20 protein-coding genes are annotated in these 20,091 nt (G+C 72.7%); 9 read left to right on the top strand and 11 right to left on the bottom strand.

The features are described 5' to 3' along the window. Nucleotides 1-10: 10 nt before the first annotated feature. Genes M8J74_RS18675 through M8J74_RS18660 form a run of 4 tightly spaced genes read right to left on the bottom strand, consistent with a single transcriptional unit; the run spans nucleotide 11 to nucleotide 2,567 of the window. The gene (locus tag M8J74_RS18675) at nucleotides 11-298 is read right to left on the bottom strand and encodes a DUF1905 domain-containing protein (RefSeq protein ID WP_249837523.1); all 288 of its coding nucleotides are present in this window, start codon (nucleotides 296-298) and stop codon (nucleotides 11-13) included. A gap of 4 nt (nucleotides 299-302) precedes the next feature. Further along, a complete protein-coding gene (locus tag M8J74_RS18670; protein ID WP_249837522.1) occupies nucleotides 303-1,079 on the bottom strand; it encodes a DinB family protein in 777 nt (258 codons plus the stop codon). 51 nt (nucleotides 1,080-1,130) lie between these two features. Next, on the bottom strand, nucleotides 1,131-2,306 hold the full coding sequence (locus tag M8J74_RS18665; RefSeq protein WP_249837521.1) for an SPFH domain-containing protein: 1,176 nt from the start codon (nucleotides 2,304-2,306) through the stop codon (nucleotides 1,131-1,133). Between the two features lie 12 nt (nucleotides 2,307-2,318). After that, nucleotides 2,319-2,567, bottom strand: coding sequence for an NfeD C-terminal domain-containing protein (locus M8J74_RS18660; protein ID WP_058921803.1), 249 nt, complete (start codon nucleotides 2,565-2,567; stop codon nucleotides 2,319-2,321). Nucleotides 2,568-2,758: 191 nt separating this feature from the next. Between M8J74_RS18660 and M8J74_RS18655 the strand changes: the two genes are divergently transcribed. Both M8J74_RS18655 and M8J74_RS18650 read left to right on the top strand, forming a co-directional pair. Next, a complete protein-coding gene (locus tag M8J74_RS18655; protein WP_249837520.1) occupies nucleotides 2,759-3,922 on the top strand; it encodes an acyltransferase family protein in 1,164 nt (387 codons plus the stop codon). 109 nt (nucleotides 3,923-4,031) lie between these two features. Beyond that, nucleotides 4,032-6,011: a heavy metal translocating P-type ATPase gene (locus M8J74_RS18650; protein ID WP_249837519.1), complete on the top strand. Its 1,980-nt coding sequence runs from the start codon at nucleotides 4,032-4,034 to the stop codon at nucleotides 6,009-6,011. A 57-nt stretch (nucleotides 6,012-6,068) separates the two neighbouring features. Here the strand turns inward: M8J74_RS18650 and M8J74_RS18645 are convergent, their stop codons facing one another. After that, on the bottom strand, nucleotides 6,069-6,554 hold the full coding sequence (locus tag M8J74_RS18645) for a winged helix-turn-helix transcriptional regulator (protein ID WP_249837518.1): 486 nt from the start codon (nucleotides 6,552-6,554) through the stop codon (nucleotides 6,069-6,071). 140 nt (nucleotides 6,555-6,694) lie between these two features. On the opposite strand from M8J74_RS18645, the gene M8J74_RS18640 reads away from it, so the two are divergent. The 6 genes from M8J74_RS18640 (at nucleotide 6,695) to M8J74_RS18615 (ending at nucleotide 14,287) form a co-directional block, all read left to right on the top strand. Continuing rightward, the gene (locus M8J74_RS18640) at nucleotides 6,695-7,189 is read left to right on the top strand and encodes a PaaI family thioesterase (protein ID WP_249837517.1); all 495 of its coding nucleotides are present in this window, start codon (nucleotides 6,695-6,697) and stop codon (nucleotides 7,187-7,189) included. A 124-nt stretch (nucleotides 7,190-7,313) separates the two neighbouring features. Next, the gene (locus M8J74_RS18635; RefSeq protein ID WP_249837516.1) at nucleotides 7,314-10,070 is read left to right on the top strand and encodes an MGH1-like glycoside hydrolase domain-containing protein; all 2,757 of its coding nucleotides are present in this window, start codon (nucleotides 7,314-7,316) and stop codon (nucleotides 10,068-10,070) included. Beyond that, complete coding sequence (locus M8J74_RS18630) at nucleotides 10,067-11,530, top strand: alpha-amylase family protein (protein ID WP_249837515.1); 1,464 nt, start codon at nucleotides 10,067-10,069, stop codon at nucleotides 11,528-11,530. The genes M8J74_RS18635 and M8J74_RS18630 overlap by 4 nt, the downstream gene beginning before the upstream one ends. A gap of 50 nt (nucleotides 11,531-11,580) precedes the next feature. Further along, nucleotides 11,581-12,243: an NUDIX domain-containing protein gene (locus M8J74_RS18625; protein ID WP_249837514.1), complete on the top strand. Its 663-nt coding sequence runs from the start codon at nucleotides 11,581-11,583 to the stop codon at nucleotides 12,241-12,243. A gap of 89 nt (nucleotides 12,244-12,332) precedes the next feature. Beyond that, nucleotides 12,333-13,316, top strand: a complete 984-nt coding sequence (locus M8J74_RS18620; RefSeq protein WP_249837513.1) for an aldo/keto reductase — start codon at nucleotides 12,333-12,335, stop codon at nucleotides 13,314-13,316. A gap of 92 nt (nucleotides 13,317-13,408) precedes the next feature. Beyond that, nucleotides 13,409-14,287, top strand: a complete 879-nt coding sequence (locus M8J74_RS18615) for a hypothetical protein (protein WP_372500208.1) — start codon at nucleotides 13,409-13,411, stop codon at nucleotides 14,285-14,287. Nucleotides 14,288-14,293: 6 nt separating this feature from the next. Here M8J74_RS18615 and M8J74_RS18610 read toward each other — a convergent pair whose 3' ends face one another. Both M8J74_RS18610 and M8J74_RS18605 read right to left on the bottom strand, forming a co-directional pair. Then, the gene (locus tag M8J74_RS18610) at nucleotides 14,294-14,605 is read right to left on the bottom strand and encodes an EthD family reductase (RefSeq protein ID WP_249837512.1); all 312 of its coding nucleotides are present in this window, start codon (nucleotides 14,603-14,605) and stop codon (nucleotides 14,294-14,296) included. A 56-nt stretch (nucleotides 14,606-14,661) separates the two neighbouring features. After that, nucleotides 14,662-15,600 carry an RNA polymerase subunit sigma-70 gene (locus tag M8J74_RS18605; protein WP_249837511.1) on the bottom strand — a complete coding sequence of 313 codons (939 nt, stop codon included), beginning with the start codon at nucleotides 15,598-15,600 and terminating at the stop codon, nucleotides 14,662-14,664. Between the two features lie 18 nt (nucleotides 15,601-15,618). On the opposite strand from M8J74_RS18605, the gene M8J74_RS18600 reads away from it, so the two are divergent. Beyond that, nucleotides 15,619-16,437: a DUF427 domain-containing protein gene (locus tag M8J74_RS18600; RefSeq protein WP_249837510.1), complete on the top strand. Its 819-nt coding sequence runs from the start codon at nucleotides 15,619-15,621 to the stop codon at nucleotides 16,435-16,437. Here the strand turns inward: M8J74_RS18600 and M8J74_RS18595 are convergent. From M8J74_RS18595 to M8J74_RS18580, 4 genes are all read right to left on the bottom strand, one after another. Beyond that, nucleotides 16,400-16,936: an NUDIX hydrolase family protein gene (locus M8J74_RS18595; RefSeq protein ID WP_249837509.1), complete on the bottom strand. Its 537-nt coding sequence runs from the start codon at nucleotides 16,934-16,936 to the stop codon at nucleotides 16,400-16,402. The two genes, M8J74_RS18600 and M8J74_RS18595, sit on opposite strands and share 38 nt — an antisense overlap. Nucleotides 16,937-16,951: 15 nt before the next feature. Beyond that, nucleotides 16,952-18,088 (bottom strand): amidohydrolase family protein, encoded by a 1,137-nt coding sequence (locus M8J74_RS18590; protein WP_249837508.1) that lies wholly within the window; start codon nucleotides 18,086-18,088, stop codon nucleotides 16,952-16,954. A 1-nt stretch (nucleotide 18,089) separates the two neighbouring features. Beyond that, on the bottom strand, nucleotides 18,090-19,493 hold the full coding sequence (locus M8J74_RS18585; protein ID WP_249837507.1) for a glutamine synthetase family protein: 1,404 nt from the start codon (nucleotides 19,491-19,493) through the stop codon (nucleotides 18,090-18,092). Nucleotides 19,494-19,533: 40 nt separating this feature from the next. Beyond that, nucleotides 19,534-20,091: SAM-dependent methyltransferase (locus tag M8J74_RS18580; RefSeq protein WP_249837506.1), on the bottom strand; the 558-nt coding region annotated here is incomplete at its 5' end.

Below are 20,091 nucleotides of genomic sequence, written 5' to 3'. Positions count from 1 at the left end.
ACGGCGGGATTCAGAGGCGGACGGTCATCCGCACCGTCACCTCGTCCCCCGCCGCCATGCCCTGCGGCACCCGCACGGCGTTCTTCAGAGGCAGCAGATAGCCGCCGTCCTTGGGGAACAGCGAGGTGGTGAAGGCGACTTCGCCGACCCGGGCCTCGACCGGCACGACACCCCAGCCGTACGTGGCGGAGGCGGCCACCTCGCGGACGTCGGCGGACTCCTCGTCGGGCAGGGACACGAAGTAGTACGGCGCCGGACCGCGCCACTCGATCACCCGGCCCGTGAAGGCGAGTTCCACGCGGTCAGCCCCTCTTCTCGAGCTCGGTCAGGTCGCGTTCGGCGTACATACGGTGACACCACTCCTCGTTCAGGACCACGAGCAGGCACTCGCGGACCGGGAAGGTCTGGCCCTCGTCCGGCCAGCCGGGCCCGACGGCCGGTTCGGTACGGGTGTCGAGCAGTTCGTCGGTCAGGCCGTCGACCACTCGCCTTACCACCGCCATCGCCGCCCGCCGCAGGGCGAGCGCCTCGTCCGGCGAGGGCCGGGCCTCGCGGTCGTGGGGGACGCCCGGGCGGGGAGCCATCTCGTCCCACGGCAGGGACAGCGGGTGCCAGGGGCGGGGGTCGCCCAGGACGCACCGCTCCACCCACGACTGGCTCGCGAAGGCGAGGTGCCGCAGGGTCTGGACGAACGACCACTCCCCGCCCACGGACGCGTGCAGCAGGTCCGGGGGCAGGCGGCGGGCCCGGGCGACGGTGGCCTCCCACAGCCGCTCGTCGAGGTCCCAGGCCGCGCGGAACCCGTCGGCCGTGGTCGGCCGGAACCGCGGGCGGTCGGGATACCGGCGGTCCAGCTCGGCCTCCACCAGCGGCGCCACGTCGACGCCGTTGACGACGAGGTTGCCGATCTCGCCGTCGATGGTGGTGTCGACCAGTTCCACACCCCGCATCACGACGTGGTTCAGCTCGCACGCCCGGAACGTCGCGCGGTTGAGGCCCACCGCGGTGAACCGGGCCCCGCCCAGGTCCGCGCGCTCGAACTCCGTGCCCCGCAGGTCGGTGAAGTCGCCGTCGCCCATGGCGAGCAGCGTAGGCCGCGGTCCCCGCCGGGACGCAGACCGCGGCACGGCTCAGTCGACGTTCACCGGTCCGTCGCCCGGCTTGCGGTCGTCCTTCGCGCGCAGCTCCAGCACGCCGCTGCCCCCGCCCTTGCGGTCGTCGGAGTCCTGGCCGCCGAGGTTCTGCCGGACCGAGTCCAGGATCGTCAGACCCTGCGAGACCAGACCGGCGGCGATCTCGCCGAGGCCGTCGGCGCCGTTGAGGACGTTGACGTTGGCGCCCGCGAGGCCGCCCGCGGCCTCCTTCACGATCTGCGGGAGCTGGTCGATCAGCATCCGGTCGAGGGCCACCCGGTCGTACGAGGCGGCCGCCTCGGCCTGGATCTTCATCCGGTCGGCCTCCGCCTTGGCGAGCAGCTTGATCCGCTCGGCCTCCGCCTCGGCCGGCTTGACGATCTCCGCCACCAGCTGCTGCTGACGCAACTCCGCCTGCCGCTGGGCCAGTTCGGTCTGCGCGGCGAGCACCTCCTGCTGGGCGTGGGCCTGCGCCAGCGGACCGGCCTGCGCGGCCTGGGCCTGCGCCCGGTCCACCTGCGCCGAGTACTCCGCCTGGACGACGGCGGTCTGCCGGGCGTACTCGGCCTGCTTGCGCGCCGCCTCCTGCTGCGCCTCGGCCGCGGTCTGCGTGGCCTGAGCCTGGGCGATCTGGGCCTGCCGCTGGATGGCCGCGCGGTGCGGCGCGGACATGGCGTCGATGTAGCCGGCGTCGCCGTCGTCGATCGACTGGATCTGCAGCGAGTCCACGATCAGACCGATCTTCGCCATCTCCATCTTCGAGGTGTCCAGCACCTCCGCGGCGAGCTTCTGCCGCTCGGTGACGATCTCCTCGACCGTCATGGAGCCGATGATGGCCCGCAGATGGCCGGCGAAGATCCGGCCGGTCAGCACCGACATCTGGTCCTGGTCCGAAAGGAAGCGCTGACCGGCGTTGATGATGCTCTCGTTGTCGTTGCCGACCTTGAACGCGATGACGGCACGGACGTTCAACGCGATGCCCTGCCGGGTCACACAGGTCTCCGTGACCTCGGCCTCGCACATCGCCAGCGTGAGGAAACGGGTCTTTCGGAAGAACGGCAGCACGAACTTCCCGTGCCCCGTCACCACCCGGAACGGCGCGCCCCCCAGTCCCCGCCTGCCACCCGAGATCAGCATCGCCTCGTCGGGAGCGGGAACGCGGTAACCGAACATTCTGTTTTCTCCTCAGTCAGCGTCGGCACGGTCGCCGAACGCGGCGAGTGGATCCTGCCACTCGATGACGCCGACTTCGCGGCACCCCCGTGACTCGATCACGAGCACCGTCGCCCCCGTCGGCAGAGGGGCGTCGGACCAGGCGATGAAGGTCTCGGAGCCGCCCCGTACACGCACGATGATCTCGCCGGGTCCCGCCGTTCCGCGGGTGCCCACGAGCAGTTTCCCCGTGCAGCCGATCACGGCCTCGTCCTGCGGCATCACCGGCTGACCTCCCACCTCTGGCCCACGGTTCCGACGATAGACCCACCGGTAGCCGCGACGTGACACCAGGGACGACTCCGCTTACGCCCACCGTTCGTGTGACGTTGCCTACGGGACCGATTGGGAGACGGGGAACCGGCAACGCTCCCTCTCATGTCTCCTACGCACATTTCCGGGAGGGTGACTCGATGACGACGGCGACCGGGACGGCGCCGGCCGGCACACCGAGGACCTCGGCCGCACCCGCGGCCACCACGACCAGGACCACCAGGGCCGGCAGGACCGCGGCGCCCTCGCTGCCGTCCCTCACCGGGCTGAGATGGATGGCCGCGCTGCTGGTCTTCGGCCTGCACGTGCACAACTTCGGCTACTTCGGCGGCACCGCCGGCCGCATCACGACCTGGGCCTTCGGGGCCGGGGGCACGGGAGTGTCGTTCTTCTTCGTGCTGTCCGGCTTCGTGCTCATGTGGTCCGCGCGGCCCGGTGACCGCGCCCCGGCCTTCTTCAGACGCCGGGTCGCCCGCATCCTCCCGGTCCATCTCGTCACCGCCGCCCTCGCCCTGCTCATGGCCTGGACGCTGCCCCGCATGCCGATGCCGACACCCACCCAGGGCCTGGCGAACGTTCTGCTCGTCCACTCCTGGTGGCGCCCGTGGTGGCAGACCCTCGACCCGGTCAGCTGGTCCCTGGCCTGCGAGGCCTTCTTCTACGCCGCCTTCCCCCTGCTCGCGCTCCTGCTGCGCCGGCTCGGCGCCCGCGGGTCGGCGGCGCTGGCCGGCGCGTCGCTGCTGGCGGTGCTGGTGCTGGCCTGGGCCGACGCGCACCACTGGTTCGGGCAGCCGCTGTACTCCTTCCCGGCCGCCCGCCTGCCCGAGTTCGTCCTCGGCGCCGCCGTCGCCCGGCTGGTGCTCCTGGACCGCTGGCGCGGACCCGGCCTGGAGGGTTCCCTCGCCCTGGCGATCATCGGCTACTTCCTGGTACCCCAGGTGACCGCCGGCTACCCGGCGACGACCTGCACGGTCCTGGGCTTCGCCCTGCTCATCCCGGCGGCGGCCGTCGCGGACCTGCGCGGCCTGCCCTCGCTGTGGCGCCACCGGCGGCTGGTCCGGCTCGGGGAGCTGTCCTTCGCGTTCTACATGGTCCACCTGCTGGTCCTGCGGGCCGGTACCGCCCTGCTCGGCGTCAAGCCCCGCTACGGCCTCGCGGAGGGCCTGACCGTCACGGCCGCGGCCTTCACCGTGTCCCTGGCGCTGTCCTGGCTCCTGTACGAGAAGGTCGAGCGCCCGGCGCGCCGACTGCTGCTCCGTCGCCGCCGCGGTGGGCGGGAGAGGGCGGCGCTGGTCGACCGATGAGGAGGGGTTCGGTCGACTGATGAGAGCGGCTCGGTCGACCGATGAGGCGAGGCTCGGTCGACCGATGAAGAGATGAATCACTCTTCATGTGTTCCTGTATGGTGAGCCGGTGACCTCCACCCTCACCCCACCCCGCTCCGCCCCCGCACCCGGTACGGTCGCGCCCCCGCGCCGCACCCGCGTGCTCGCCCTGCCCGAGGCGCGCTGGGCCCTCGCGGCCACGGCCGCCTTCCTGCTCGCCCTGCCGCTCCAGCTGGCGGGGCAGCCGGCCTGGCTGTGGGGGCCGCTGTACGCGCTGGCGTACGTCACCGGGGGGTGGGAGCCGGGCCGGGAAGGTCTCAAGGCGCTCGCGGGGCGGACCCTCGACGTCGATCTGCTGATGGTCGTCGCCGCCCTCGGTGCCGCCGCGATCGGCCAGGTGATGGACGGCGCCCTGCTGATCGTCATCTTCGCGACCTCGGGCGCCCTGGAGGCCCTGGCCACGGCCCGCACCGCCGACTCGGTGCGCGGACTGCTCGACCTGGCCCCGGCCACGGCCCGCCGGCTCGCACCGGACGGCACCGAGGAGGAGGTGCTGGTCGAGGAGCTGGCGGTCGGCGACATCGTCCTCGTACGGCCGGGTGAGCGCGTCGGCGCCGACGGGCGGGTGCTGGACGGGGTGAGCGAGGTCGACCAGGCGAGCATCACCGGCGAGCCGCTGCCCGTGGCCAAGGAGGCCGGCGACGAGGTGTTCGCGGGGACCGTCAACGGCACCGGCGCCCTGCGGGTCCGCGTCGAGCGCGACGCCTCCGACTCCGTGATCGCGCGGATCGTCCGCATGGTCGAGGAGGCGTCCGGGACCAAGGCGCCGACGCAGTTGTTCATCGAGAAGGTCGAACAGCGCTACTCGCTCGGCATGGTGGCGGCGACGCTCGCGGTGTTCCTGGTGCCGCTCGCCGTCGGCGACGACCTGAAGGGCGCGCTGCTGCGGGCCATGACCTTTATGATCGTCGCCTCGCCGTGCGCGGTCGTGCTGGCCACCATGCCGCCCCTGCTGTCGGCCATCGCCAACGCCGGGCGGCACGGCGTGCTGGTGAAGTCGGCGGTGGTGATGGAGCGGCTCGGACAGGTCGACGCCGTGGCCCTGGACAAGACCGGCACGCTGACCGAGGGCGTCCCCCGGGTGACCGACGTCCGGCCGCTGCCCGGATCGGGCCTGGGGGAAAGGGAGTTGACGAGGCTGGCGGCCGCCGCCGAGCACCCCAGCGAGCATCCGCTGGCGCGGGCCGTCGTGGCGGCGGCGCGGGAGCGGGGGCTGGCGCTGCCACCCGCCGAGGACTTCGGCTCCACGCCCGGGGTGGGCGTCGTGGCGACCGTCGAGGGACGCCGGGTCCAGGTCGGCGCCCCCGCCCGGCTGCTCGGCGGCGCGGACGACGCCGGGGCCGCACGGGCGGCGGTGCTCGCGGCCGAGACGGAGGAGCGGGGACGTACCGCCGTCCTGGTCCTCGTCGACGGGGTCCCCGTCGGTGTGCTGGGCCTGGCCGACCGGCTGCGGCCCGACGCCGCCGCGACCGTCGCCTCCCTCACCGCCCTGGCCGGCGCCGCCCCCCTCCTGCTGACCGGTGACAACCCGCGCGCGGCGGCGCACCTGGCCGCGGAGGCCGGCATCGAGGACGTCCGGGCCGGTCTGCTGCCGCAGCACAAGGTGCTCGCCGTGCGGGAGCTTGAGGCCGCCGGCCGCAAGGTGCTGGTCGTCGGGGACGGCGTCAACGACGCGCCCGCCCTGGCCGCCGCCCACGCCGGTGTCGCCATGGGCCGGGCCGGCTCCGATCTGGCGCTGGAGACCGCGGACGCGGTGGTCGTGCGCGACGAACTCGCCACCGTGCCCGCCGTCGTCGCCCTCTCCCGCCGGGCCCGGCGCCTCGTCGCCCAGAACCTCGTCATCGCCGGGGTGTTCATCGTCGGCCTGGTCGCCTGGGACCTCGCGGGCACCCTGCCCCTGCCGCTCGGCGTCGCCGGCCACGAGGGATCGACGGTGATCGTCGGCCTCAACGGCCTGCGCCTGCTACGAGAGCGCGCCTGGAGGCGAGCCCTGACAGAGGGCGCGTGACCCCGTCCGGCGCCCGGGACGGTCGGCCGTCCCGGGCTCGGGCCGGCAATCCGCAGGTCAGGTCCCTGTCGACCGCTCGGTCAGCGGTCGTGCTCCCGGGCCCGGTGTGACCGTGACCTCGGTGGGGGAGAGGGCCGTGTGCTCCTGCGGGCACTCGACCACGACGCGGACGGGTGCCCCGCAGTTGCGGTGCCGGATGTCGAGCGTCGGGCCCTCGGGGTCCCCGACGTAGGTCTCGCCCCACTGCCGCAGCGCCACCAGCACGGGCCACAGGTCACGGCCCTTGGGCGTGAGGCGGTACTCGTTGCGGGTCCGGCTGCCCTGTTCCTGGTAGGGGACGGTCCGCAGGACGCCGGCCGCGACCAGCTTGCGCAGCCGGTCCGCCAGCACCGCCTCGGACAGGCCCACATGGCGGCGGAAGTCGTCGAAGCGGCGCACCCCGTTGAAGGCGTCGCGCAACAGCAGCAGCGTCCACTTCTCCCCGACCAGGTCGAGGGTGCGCTGCACGGGACAGTTCTCGGTGCTCATCTCGAGCCACTTCATACGGCCATCGTAGAGCACCTGACTTCGACATTGACAGTCAGCGGAACGGCGAGCTAGCTTCGGCGGACAGAGTCAGACGGCCCCGTAGGACCGGGCGACGGCGTCGGAGGCCTCGCGGGCCAAGGAGGAAGCGCAGCCGCATGGAACGCTCACGTACGTACGACTGGCACGACCCCGCGATCTCCGCGGCCACCGTCGGCCAGGGCTCCGGCCTGCACTTCCTGCGCGAGATCCTCGCCGGCCGGCTGCCCGCGCCGCCGATCGCCGCCACCTTGGGCATGGACCTCGAAGAGGTCGACCACGGGCACGCCGTGTTCTCGCTGGAGCCAGGCGAGGAGCACTACAACCCCATCGGCAGCGTCCACGGCGGCATCTACGCGACGATGCTCGACTCCGCGGCGGGCTGCGCCGTGCAGTCCACCCTCCCGCAGGGCATGGGCTACACCTCGCTCGACCTCACCGTGAAGTTCCTGCGCCCGGTCACCGTCGACACGGGCAAGGTCCGCGCCGTCGGCAGCGTCCTCAACAGCGGCCGGCGCACCGCGCTCGCCGAGGCCCGGCTCCTCGACTCCGCCGACCGTCTCCTCGCGCACGCGACCAGCAGCTGCATGCTGTTCCCGATCCCGGGCGCCTGAGCCGCCGCCGGCCACCCGCGCCCGGCACGCGCACCCGGAAGGCCCCCCTCCGCCGCCCAGCCATTGCGGGCCGGCTTCGCGCCCCCGAGGCTGGGAGCGATGCCGGGCCTACGAGGAGGCGGCGATGGCGGCGGACAGCGGCACGGCGGGCGGCGAACGGCAGCGGCTGGAGGAGGCCGACAGCGGCCGGGTGGCCTGGCGCCGCTGGGGCCCCTACCTCAGCGAACGCCAGTGGGGGACCGTCCGGGAGGACTACAGCGCGAACGGCGACGCGTGGTCGTACTTCACCCATGACCAGGCCCGCTCCCGCGCCTACCGGTGGGGCGAGGACGGCATCGCCGGGATCAGCGACGACAAGCAGCGGCTGTGCTTCGCGCTAGCCCTGTGGAACGGCCGCGACCCGATCCTCAAGGAGCGGATGTTCGGCCTGACCAACCAGGAGGGCAACCACGGCGAGGACGTCAAGGAGTACTGGTTCCACCTCGACTCCACGCCCACGCACGCCTACATGAAGTACCTGTACAAGTACCCGCAGGCCGAGTTCCCCTACGCCGACCTCGTCGACACCAACCGCGCCCGCACCCGCCACGACTTCGAGTACGAACTCCTCGACACCGGCGTCTTCGACGAGAACCGCTACTTCGACGTCTTCGTCGAGTACGCCAAGGCCGGCCCCGAGGACCTGCTGATCGAGATCACCGCGCACAACCGCGGACCCGACCCGGCGCCCCTGCACCTGCTGCCGACCCTCTGGTTCCGGCACACCTGGTCCTGGGCGGGCGGAACCGCCGTACCCGTCCTGACCGACACCCCCGACGCCATCCGCGCCGACCACGAGGAACTGGGCCCGCGCTGGCTCTACCACGACACCGACGCCACCGCCCTGTTCACCGGCAACGAGACGAACGACGAGCGCGTCTTCGGCAGCCCGAACGCCACCCCGTACGTGAAGGACGGCATCGACCGCTGCGTCGTCCACGGCGACACCACGGCCGTGAACCCGGACCGCACCGGCACCAAGGCCGCCCTGCACAGTGTCCTCACCCTCCCCGCGGGCGACAGCGCGACCGTCCGGCTGCGGCTGACCGACCGCGAACTGCCCGATCCCTGGGCCGACTTCGCGGCGACGATGGACCTGCGCCGCGCCGAGGCCGACGCCTTCTTCGAGAGCGTCGTCCCGGACAGCATGGACGAGGACGAGCGCCGCGTCGTCCGCCAGGCCCTCGCCGGCATGCTGTGGAGCAAGCAGTACTACTACCTCGACGTCGAACGCTGGCTCGCCGAGCACGGCGTGGACCCCCTCGCCGCCGAGCCCGGCATCCGCAACAGCGCCTGGTACCACATGGTCAACGACGCGGTCATCTCCATGCCGGACACCTGGGAGTACCCCTGGTTCGCGGCCTGGGACCTCGCCTTCCACACCATCGCCCTGTCGATGGTCGACATCGGCTTCGCCAAGTCCCAGCTGGAACTGCTGCTGCGCCGCCTGTACCTGCACCCCAACGGCCAGATCCCGGCGTACGAATGGAACTTCGGCGACGTCAACCCTCCCGTGCACGCCTGGGCCGTGCTCTTCGTCTTCGAACTGGAGAAGCACCGCACCGGCCATGCCGACCGCGCCTTCCTGGAGAACGCCTTCCAGAAACTGATGAAGAACTTCACCTGGTGGCTCAACCGCAAGGACCTCGACGGCAACAACGTCTTCCAGGGCGGCTTCCTGGGCCTGGACAACATCGGCGTCTTCGACCGCAGCGCCCCGCTGCCCACCGGCGGCCACATCGACCAGGCCGACGGCACCGCGTGGATGGCCCTGTACTGCCAGAACCTCCTGGAGATCGCCGTCGAACTCGCCGTCGACAACCCGGTCTACATCGAGCAGGCGCAGATGCTCTTCGAGCACTTCGCCTGGATCGCCGTCGCCATGAACCGCATCGGCAAGGACAACGCCGGCCTCTGGGACGAGGAGGACGGCTTCTTCTACGACGTGCTGCGGCTGCCCGACGGCGGCGCGACCCGGCTGAAGGTGCGCTCCCTGGTCGGCCTGCTGCCGCTCGCGGCGACCAGCGTGATCGGCGGCCGCACCGACCGCGGCTTCCCCGAACTCGTGCAGGGGGCAAGGGAGTTCATCCGGCGGCACCCGGCGGTCGAGGCCGTCGTCACGCAGCACCTCGACGCCGACCGCGCGCACGACGGCCGCTATCTCTTCGCCCTGTTCGGCGAGGACCGGCTGCGCCGGGTCCTGACCCGCATGCTGGACGAGGAGGAGTTCCTCGGCCCGCACGGCATCCGCTCCCTCTCCCGCCACCACGCGGCCCACCCGTACACCTTCGACGTGCACGGCGAGACCTACGGAGTGGGCTATCTCCCCGCCGAGTCCGACTCCGGCATGTTCGGCGGCAACTCCAACTGGCGCGGCCCGGTGTGGTTCCCGATCAACCTGCTGCTGATCCGCGCCCTGCTGAACCTGCACGCCTTCCACGGCCCCGGCTTCACCGTGGAGTGCCCGACCGGCTCCGGCCGCCTCATGAACCTCTACGAGGTCGCCCACGAGATCTCGGACCGGCTCACCGCCACCTTCCTGCGCGCGGAGGACGGCCACCGCCCGGTGCACGGCGCCCAGGCCAAGTTCGCCAAGGACCCGCACTGGAAGGACCTGATCCTCTTCTACGAGTACTTCCACGGCGACAACGGCGCCGGTCTCGGCGCCTCCCACCAGACCGGCTGGACCGGCCTGGTCGCGGCCACCGCCACCGTGTTCCACACCATCAGCGCCGAGGACTGGCACCGCGGCGCCCGGGAGTCCCTGCGGCCCAGGGACGTGCCCCGGGCCGCCGCCGACGACGAGCACTTCACCGTGGACGAGGAGGAGCCGTTCTCATGACGGTGATCTACGAGATCAACACCCTCATCTGGCTGGGCGAGTTGAGTGCCCGCCACGGCCGTCGCGTCACCCTCGGGGACGTGCCCGGCGAGGAGTGGGACGAGGTCGCCCGGCCCGGCGTCGACACCGTCTGGCTGATGGGCGTGTGGGAGCGCAGCCCGGCCGGCCTCGCCATCGCCCTGCGCGACCCGGCACTCCGCGCCTCCTTCCGCGAGGCGCTGCCCGACCTCACCGAGGCCGACATCACCGGATCGCCGTACTGCGTCCGCGACTACGTCGTCGACCCCGGCCTCGGCGAACCGGAGGGCCTCGCCGAGGCGCGCGCCCAACTCCGCTCCCGCGGGATGCGGTTGCTCGTCGACTACGTCCCCAACCACGTCGCCCCCGACCACCCCTGGCTCACCGGGCACCCCGAGCGCCTCATCCAGGGCACCGCGGAGGACCTGGCCCGCTCGCCCGAGGGCTTCCTCGACGCCGGCGGGCGCATCTTCGCCAACGGCCGCGACCCGTACTTCGCGCCCTGGCCCGACGTGGTCCAGCTCGACGCCTTCAGCCCGGACCTGCGCACCGCGACCGTGGACACCCTGGTCTCCATCGGCGACCAGGCGGACGGCGTGCGCTGCGACATGGCGATGCTGCTCATGAACGACGTGTTCGCCAAGACCTGGGGCGACCGGGCGGGCCCGCCGCCCGCAGAGGACTTCTGGCCGTACGTCCTGCCACGCGTGCGCGCCCGCCACCCCGACATGCTCTTCGTCGCGGAGGCCTACTGGGACCTCGAAGGCGCCCTGCAGGAGCAGGGTTTCGACCACTGCTACGACAAGCGCCTCTACGACCGCCTCGTCCACGAGGACGCCGAGTCGGTCCGCGCCCACCTCCAGGCGGACCCCGCCTACCAGCGCGGCCTGGTCCGCTTCCTGGAGAACCACGACGAACCCCGCGCCGCCGCCACCCTCCCCGGCGGCCGGGGACCCGCCGCGGCCGTCACCGTCGCCACCCTGCCGGGCGCCACCCTCTGGCACGAGGGCCAGTTCGAGGGCCGCACGGTCCGCCCGCCGGTCTTCCTCACCCGCCGGCCCGCGGAACCCGTCGACGACGAACTCCGCGGCTTCTACGCCCGGTTGCTGCCCGCCGCTGCCGCCGTCCGCGACGGTGAATGGCGGCTGCTGGCCACCACCGGCTGGCCCGACAACGACACCCACCGCAACCTGCTCGCCTGGACCTGGACCGGCGCCGACACCCGCCACATCGTGATCGTCAACCACTCCGACGCCCCCGCCCAGGCACAGGTCCCGCTGCCCTGGCCCGACCTCGCCGGCCGCCCCCACCGGCTCACCGACCTGCTCACGGACCAGGTCTACGACCGCGACGGCGACACCCTGCTCGCCGCCGGCCTCTTCGTCGACCTGCCCGCCCGGCACTCCCACGTGCTCACCGTCGCCCGAGGGAGGCCGTGGTAGGAAGCGACCATGACGAACCGCACCATCCTCCACCCGCCCCGGGACACCCGATGACCGCCGGCATCGACACCCCCGACCGCCGCGGCCGCACCGGCCTGGACAGGACCGGCCTCGACCTGACCGGCAACCCCCGCGTGCGCGTGCGGGAGGTCGAACTGCTCTCCAGCCACTGGTACGTCGAGCGCGCCACCACCTTCGACATCCGGCGCGCCGACGGCACCTGGTCCACCCAGCAGCGCGAGACCCACGACCGCGGCAACGGCGCCACCATGCTGCTGTACGACACCGAGCGGGAGACCGTCCTGCTCACCCGGCAGTTCCGCTTCCCCGTCTACGTCAACGGCCACCCCGACGGCATGCTGATCGAGACCCCCGGCGGCCTCCTCGACGACGATGACGAACACCCCGAACTCGCCGTGCGCCGCGAGGTCGTGGAGGAGACCGGCCACACCATCGGCGAGGTCCGGCACGTCTTCGACGTCTACATGAGTCCCGGCTCCGTCACCGAACGCGTCAGCTTCTACGCCGCCGCCTACGGCCCCTCGACCCGCACCCACGAGGGCGGCGGCCTCGACGAGGAGGGCGAGGACATCGAGATCGTCGAACTGCCCTTCCGCCGCGCCCTGGAGATGATCCGCACCGGCGAGATCAACGACGCCAAGACCATCATGCTGCTGCAATGGGCCGCCCTGGACGGGCCGTTCGCCAAGTAGCTCCGCACCCCCTTGACTTGAAGCGCGCTTCAAGAACGAGACTCCCGTTCGTGCCCGCATCTCCGCGGGGCACGAACGGGAGGACACCCATGAAGTACCGCACCATCGGAACCGCCCCCGGCACCCGCCGCGAGGTCAGCGTCCTCGCCCTCGGCGCGATGCTCTTCGGCTCCCGCACCGACGAGAAGACGTCCTTCGCCGTCCTGGACCGCTATGTTGAGGCCGGCGGCACCTTCGTCGACACCTCCGACAACTACGCGTTCTGGGAGGACGGCGGCCAGGGCGGCCAGAGCGAGGAACTCCTCGGCCGCTGGCGCCGCAGCCGCGGCGTCGGCGACGAGATCGTCATCGCGACCAAGCTGGGGGCCCGCCCGCTCGCCCCCGGCACCGGCTTCGTCGACAACCCGGAGGGGCTGTCCGCGAAGGTGATCCGCGAGTCCGCCGAACGCAGCCGCGAACGCCTCGGCGTGGACCGGCTGGACCTGCTCTACGCCCACATCGACGACCACACCGTCCCGCAGCGCGAGACCGTCGAGGCCTTCGCCGGACTGGTCGCCGAGGGCACCGTCGGCCTGCTCGGGGCCAGCAACCAGGCCGTGTGGCGGGTCGAGCGCGCCCGGGCGATCGCGGCGGCGGCCGGACTGCCCGGCTACGAGGTGCTCCAGTACGAGCACAGCTACCTGCGGCCCCGCCTCGACGTGCCCGGTGACCTCTTCCCCGACGGCAGCCTCGGCGCCGTCGGCCCCGAGATGCTCGGCTACCTCAGGGCGGAGCCCGGCCTCACCCTGGTCGCCTACTCGCCCCTGCTGAAGGGGGCGTACGTCCGCCCCGACCGGCTGCCCGCCGAGTACGACCACCCGGGCACCCCGGCCCGTCTCGCCGTCCTGCACGAGGTGGCGCGGGAGACCGGTGCCACCGTCAACCAGGTCGTCCTGGCGTGGCAGCTCGGCGGCGTCCTGCCGGTCGTCCCGCTGGTCGGCGCGTCCTCCGTGGCCCAGCTGGAGGAGAGCCTGGCCGCGGTGGACCTGGAGCTGTCGGACGACCAGCGGTTCCGGCTGGACTCCGTGCACTGAGGCAACCTGACCTTCTTTCCCACAGTCTCTAGAAACAGTTGCATTTCGATGCATACGGTCGGTAGGGCCGCCGTACGAGAGACGGGGGAGTCTTGCTGCACAGGGAGACACGGCGCTGGGACGGCGCCGACAGGGGACTGGACGGCGACGGGGCCGTGGACCGCGTACCCGGGCGCCGGCACGAACGGCCGAGTGCCACGTGGTGGTGGCGCCTCGCGCTGTTCCTCTGGCGCACCCTGCGGGGCGAGTGGGAGGGCATCGTCGCCGACCCGCTGCGCCGGCTCAGACGCCGCGGACTGCCCGGCCTCTCCCTGGCCTTCCTGGCCGCGTTCGGCGTGATCTTCTTCCACGCCGTCGCGCAGCACCGCACCGGCGCCACGGTGGTGCGGCTGCTCGGCGGCGTCTACGCCGACCTGCCGCTGTGGCTCGCGCTGCTGCGCACGCCCGTGTCCCTGTACGTCCCGGCCCTGGACCTGCCGGTGTGGGCGGGCATCACCCAGCTCTTCCTCGCCTTCGCGCTGGCCGAACTGGTCCTCGGCCGGGCCAGGACCCTCGCCATCTCGTACGCCACCACGCTCGCCGGCACCCTCATGGTGCGGGTGATGCTCGCGATCGGGCCCGGCGGGCTCGGGATCGGGCTGCCGCCGCAGGTCGGCCAGGTGCTCGACACCGGACCGTCGGCCGCGGTCGTGGGCCTGTTCACGTACATCTCGGTGGTCCGGCGGGCGCCGATCGTGTTCACCCTCACCGGCGGGTCGATGGTGTGGGAGTCGATCGCCGTACCCAACCTGGCCGGCCGCGAGCACCTGATCGCGGTCGGCACCGCGATCGCGATGGCCCTGGTCCACGAGCGCCGCAACCGCGACCGCAGGCGCAGGCGCCCGCGCCACGAGCCGATGCCCCCGGTCGTCTCGGGGCCGGTACCGGCCCGGCCGGTCATGCCGCCGGGCCGGCCGTCCCTGCTGGCCTGAGGCCGCTCAGACCTCGTCCACGGTGTAGACCATGCTGCGGACAGCGGTGAACTCCTGGAGGCGTTCGGAGTCCGCCGCGCAGGCCCGGCCCTCGGGGGAGGCGAACGCCGCCCGCAGCTCGTCCAGGCTGTCCCATTCGAGCAGGCCGACCAGGTAGTACGGCGTGCCGCCGCGCACGGCCGTGAGACCGGTGCCGACGGTGTAGCGGCGCAGCCCGGGCAGCTTGTGGGCCAGTGGGAGGTGAACCTCCCGGTAGTGCCGTTCGAAGGCCGCGGGGTCGGCGGGGGTGTCGTACAGGGCGAGGAAACGCGCTGTCATGTCCGATGTCCTCTCGATCGGTGGTCACCGGTACCTACCGGCGCAACCGCCCGGACTCATCGCGGCCCGGCGGATTCCCCCGCGGGAATCTCCGGCGGCAGGCCGAACGCCTCGAACACCTGCGGATCGGCGAAGACGGCATTGCGCGCGATCCGCCCGCCCGTCACCGTGAACACCTGCAGCGTGTGCAGCCGGAACCCGCCGTCCGCGGCGGGCGCGTACGCGGCGAACGCGGGCTCCCCGCCCGCGCCCAGATGCCGCACGGTCCATCCGGTGCCGCGCGTGTCGAAGACCCGCTCCATGAACCGGCCGTAGTCGCTCCGGCCGCGGTACCACAGCGGCACCGGCGGCATCTCCAGGATCGCGTCGTCGGTCAGCAGCCGCACCAGCGCGGGCACGTCCGCGGCCTCGAAGGCGCGCGCGTACCGCCGTACCGCCTCCCGTGCCCCGGCGTCGTCCGGCTCGCCGACCCCGCCCGGGTCACCCACCCCGGCGACGGCCGCCCGGGCCCGCTGCAGGGCGCTGTTGACCGCGGCGACCGTGGTCCCGAGCTGCTCGGCGACCTCCGCCGCGCTGAACTGGAGCACCTCCCGCAGCACCAGCACCGCCCGCTGCCGCGCCGACAGCGACTGCATCGCGGCGACCAGCGCCAGCCGCAGGTCGGCCCGCGCGTCCACGTCGTAGCGCGCGTCGGGGAACGGCTGGAGCCACGGGACGTCGAAGGCCGGCGTCAGCGGCGCCCCCGGATCCTCGCTCGGCGCCCCGAGCCCCGACGGCAGCGGACGCCGGGCCCGCCCCTCCAGCGCCGTCAGGCACACGTTCGTCGCGATCCGGTACAGCCACGTGCGCACCGACGCGCGCGAGGCGTCGTAGCGCTCCCGGGCCTTCCAGGCGCGCAGCATCGTCTCCTGTACCAGGTCCTCGGCCTCGTGGAACGACCCCGACATCCGGTAGCAGTACGCGACCAACTCGCCCCGGTACGGCTCAAGGTCCATGAGGTTCATCATGGACCCATGAGTGGACTCCGCACCGCACAGTCCGTCCGCAGCACCCCCGAAGGCATCCTGTGGGAACCGAGCGAACGCTGGGTGCGCGGCCGCAAGGGCGACGTCACCGTCGTCGACAGCCGGCACCCCGTCCTGGTCTGGGAGCCGTCGCTGCCCGTACCGCAGTACGCCTTCCCCCGCGGCGACGTGCGCGAGGACCTGCTGCGCCCCGCGCGGAACCCGCGGCCGGGCGCGCACAGCGGATCGAAGATCTTCTACGACCTCGCCGTCGACGGCGAGCTGCTGGAGAACGCCGCCTGGACCTTCCCCGCCGCCGAGCTGGCCGGGCACATCGCCTTCGAGTGGTTCGGGCGCAGCGGCAAGGGCCTCGACCACTGGTACGAGGAGGAGGAAGAGATCTTCGTCCACCCCCGCGACCCGCACAAACGGGTGGACGCCATCCCGAGCAGCCGCCATGTCCAGGTGACGGTCGACGGCACGCTCCTCGCGGACACCCGCCGGCCGGTGCTGCTCTTCGAGACCGCCCTGCCCACGCGCTACTACATCCCGCGCGAGGACGTCCGCATGGACCTGCTCACCGCGAGCGACCACCACACCGCCTGCCCCTACAAGGGCGTCGCCGCGTACTGGTCGACGGCCGGCGGGGCGAACCTCGTGTGGAGCTACCCGGAGCCGCTGGCCGCCGTGGCGGTGATCAAGGGCCTGCTCGCCTTCTACAACGAGGTCGTCGACATCACCGTGGACGGCGAGCTGCGGGAGCGGCCCTTGACGCCGTTCAGCGCGATGCTCAGACAGAGCAGCCGACGTGGGCGAGGGCCTGCCTGAGCAGTACCCCGTGGCCGCCCGGCATCTCGCTCTGCACGGCCTCGGACACCGCCTCCTGCGGGCTGAACCAGACCAGGTCCAGGGCGTCCTGGCGCGGCCGGCAGTCGCCGGTCACCGGCACCACGTAGGCCAGCGACACCGCGTGCTGACGCGGGTCGTGGTACGGCGTGACGCCCTGGGTCGGGAAGTACTCGGCGACGGTGAAGGGCTGCAGGGAGGCCGGGATCCGGGGCAGCGCCACCGGGCCGAGGTCCTTCTCCAGGTGGCGCAGCAGGGCGTCCCGCACGCGCTCGTGGTGCAGTACCCGGCCGGAGACCAGGGTCCGGCTGACCGTGCCGTCCGGCCCGATGCGCAGCAGCAGGCCGACGCTGGTGACTTCGCCGCTGTCGTCGACCCGCACGGGCACGGCCTCGACGTACAGGATCGGCATGCGCGCACGCGCCATCTCCAGCTCGTCGGGGGAGAGCCAGCCGGGCGTGGTTTCGGTCATGTCAGACATTGCTTGATCATACTTTCAGGAGGTGCCGGGAAAGCGGTAGACCTGACGGGCGTTGTGTGCTCCTGCCCACTCCGCGACGCGCAACGCGTCCGGCAGGTCCAGTTCGTCACTGTCCACCCGGTCCTGCAGCAGACCCGCCAGACCCCGGCGGAACGCGAGCGCCCCCAGGAAGTGGAACTCGGCCACACCGTAGGCGTCGGAGCTGTACAGCAGTTTGCGGAACGGGGTGATCTCCAGGGCCTCCTCCAGCACCGCACGGGACCGCGCCGGGCCCACGAAGTGCAGGGCGAGCCCCACGTCCAGGTACACCTGCTCGAACACCGTGGCCAGATAGGCGGCCTGGCGCTGGTAGGGCCAGCAGTGCAGCAGCAGGACCGGGATGGTGCCGGCGGTCAGGTGCAGCCAGTCGGTGAGGTGGGCGGGGTCCGAGCGGTGCAGCCGGATGTCGTTGTCGCCGAGACCGACGTGCAGTTGCAGGGGCAGGCCCAGATCGACGGCGGTCCACAGCAGATGCCGTACGAGGACCGGGTCCGCCAGCCGGCCGCCGCCGCCCGCGAGCCAGTGCCGGGCCGCCTCGGTGACCTGCGCGTCCGAGGGGCGGGCCGGGTCCAGGTCGAAACCCGTGCGGTAGGCGGCGACCGACTTCACGGCCACCACGCCGGGCCGCCGTACGGCCTCCAGCGCGGCCACCCGGAAGGCGTCGGCGTACTCGCCCGGCTCGACGCCCCGCGCCGCCACCGACTCCGCCACGCTCTCCAGCCGCACCACCTCGTACGCGGTGCCGCCCGCGGCCAGCGCGAGTTCGGCCGGGGTGCTGAGACGTTCCGGCGCGTACCCGGTGTCCACGCAGAACACGTCCGCTCCGGCGGCGCCGAGGAGCCGGGCGTGGACCTCGCGCCACCCGAGCCCGGCGCGCCGGGCCAGGTAGTCCTCGGCGGGCGCGTGCCGGGGCAGGTCCAGCAGGGGAGCGCAGTGGCGGCGGACGGCCACCCCGACGGGGCTGTCGAAGGAGGAGCTCCCCGGCCACGACCCGCCCTCGGTGATCAGGTCCTCGAGCTCCGGCCTGGACAGGTCGGCGGTGACCACCCCGTGGCAGTGGTGGTCCACCAGCGGCAGCGCCTCCAGCGCCTGGAGGACCGGCCCGCCACCCATCTCAGTACTTCCAGCGGTACGCCGCCGCCACCCACGCGTCGTCGTGCCCGTCGACCGCCGCGATCTCGCCCTGCCGTACGGCGATCACGGCGTCGGCGAGCACCGGCCCGAGGGCGGCCCGCAGCCGGTCGTCCTTGCGGAACTCCTCGACGGCCTCGGCGAGGGAGGTCGGCAGCCGCCGTACGTCCCGCGCCGCCGCCTCCTGGGCGCCCAGGAGGGCCGGGTCGCCGGTGATCTCCTCCGGCAGCCGCAGGGAGCGGCTCATGCCGTCGAGCCCGGCCGCGATCACGCAGCCGAGGGCGAGGTACGGGTTCGCGGCCAGGTCGACCGGCTTGACCTCCAGGTTCGCCGCCTGCTCGCGCAGGCCCGCCGTGCCGGTGACGACCCGCAGCGCCGCCTCACGGGTCTCGCGGCCCCAGGCGGTGAACACCCCGGCCCACTGGGACGGTTTGAGGCGCAGATAGCTCGCCGGGCTGGGCGCGGTCACGGCCGTCAGGGCGGGCAGCCGGGCGAGGATGCCGGCCGCGAAGGACTCCGCGTCGGCCGTCATGCCGTGGCGGCCCTCGCCGCCGGAGTGCAGGTTGACGCCGTCGCGCCAGGCGGAGAGGTGGAGATGGCCGCCGTTGCCGACACCCTCGGCGCACACGGCCGGGGAGAACGAGACCACCAGCCCGTGCCGTCGGGCCACCGCCCGGATGGTCTGGCGCACCAGCACGCTGCGGTCGGCCGCCGACACCGGGTCCAGCGCGCCCACCGAGATCTCGAACTGCCCGGCGGCGTACTCGGGATGGATCTGTTCGACCTCCACGTCCTGCGCGGCGAACGCCGTCAGCAGGTCGGCGGTGTAGTCGCTCAACTCGACCTGGCGCGTGGCACTGTAGGCGGGCCCGCTGGTCGCGGGCACGAACTCCCCGCCCGCCGCGGCCCCTTGGCCCACGCTCCACTCGATCTCGATGCCCGCCTTGAAGGCCAGCCCGCGCTGCTCGGCGGCCTCGGTGACGATCCGGCGCAGAAGGGTGCGGCCGCACCCCGGGTGCGGCTCGCCCTCCTGCGTGATCCGGTCGACCGGGGCCCACGCCCAGCCCGGCTGCCCGGCCAGGACGACCAGCTGGTCGAGGTCGGGGTAGAGGCGCAGATCGCCGTCAGGGGAGCCCAGGACGTCGGTGGTGACGATGGAGTCGTTCGCCAGGAAGGTGTCGAACACCGGCGACATGCCCACGCCCCAGGCCGACGCCGAGGCGAGCTTCTGGGTGGGGATCGTCTTGACCCGGCCGACGCCGGCGGTGTCGACGTAGGACAGCACGATCCCGTGCACGCCCCGCCCGGACAGCTCCCCGCTCATCGCGGCGGCCCGCTGCACTTCGCCGGGGCGCCCGCCGGGGACGGGATCGGCAAGGGTGGTCATACGTCCTCCTCGACGGACTCGGCCGGGCGGCTGGCGTACGTCAGGGTTTCACGGCCACCGCTCCGAACTGCGGTACCACGGGGGGCGTTTCGGGCTCGGCACGCCAGCGGGAACACGACACCAGGCCCGGCGGGAGGATCTCCAGGCCGTCGAAGAAGGCGGCGATGTCCTCGCCGCTGCGGGCGGTGATCGGCGGGGTGGCGTTCTCGTTCCAGAACTCCATCGCCGGGATCTGGCCCGCGCCGCCGAGGTCGTCGTCGAAGGTCGGGTGGGTGAGCACCAGACAGCTGCCGGAGGGCACCGCGGCCATGATCTCGCGCACGATGCGCCGCGCCTTCTCCACGTCCAGCACGAAGTTGAGGATGCCGAGCATCATCACCGCGACCGGCTCGGTGAGGTCCAGGGTGACCGCGGCGCGTTCGAGGATCGCGGCCGGGTCGTGCACGTCGGCGTCGATGTAGTCGGTGGCGCCGTCGGGGGTGCTGGTCAGCAGCGTGCGGGCGTGCGCGAGCACGATGGGGTCGTTGTCGACGTAGACGATCCGGGAGTCGGGGGCGATGCGCTGGGCGATCTCGTGCGTGTTGTCCACCGTCGGCAG

The sequence above is a fragment of the Streptomyces panaciradicis genome (assembly GCF_023516615.1).
GTDB lineage: Bacteria > Actinomycetota > Actinomycetes > Streptomycetales > Streptomycetaceae > Streptomyces > Streptomyces panaciradicis.
The sequence above is the reverse complement of the archived record's forward strand: the minus strand, read 5'-3'. Positions and strand labels throughout refer to the sequence as shown.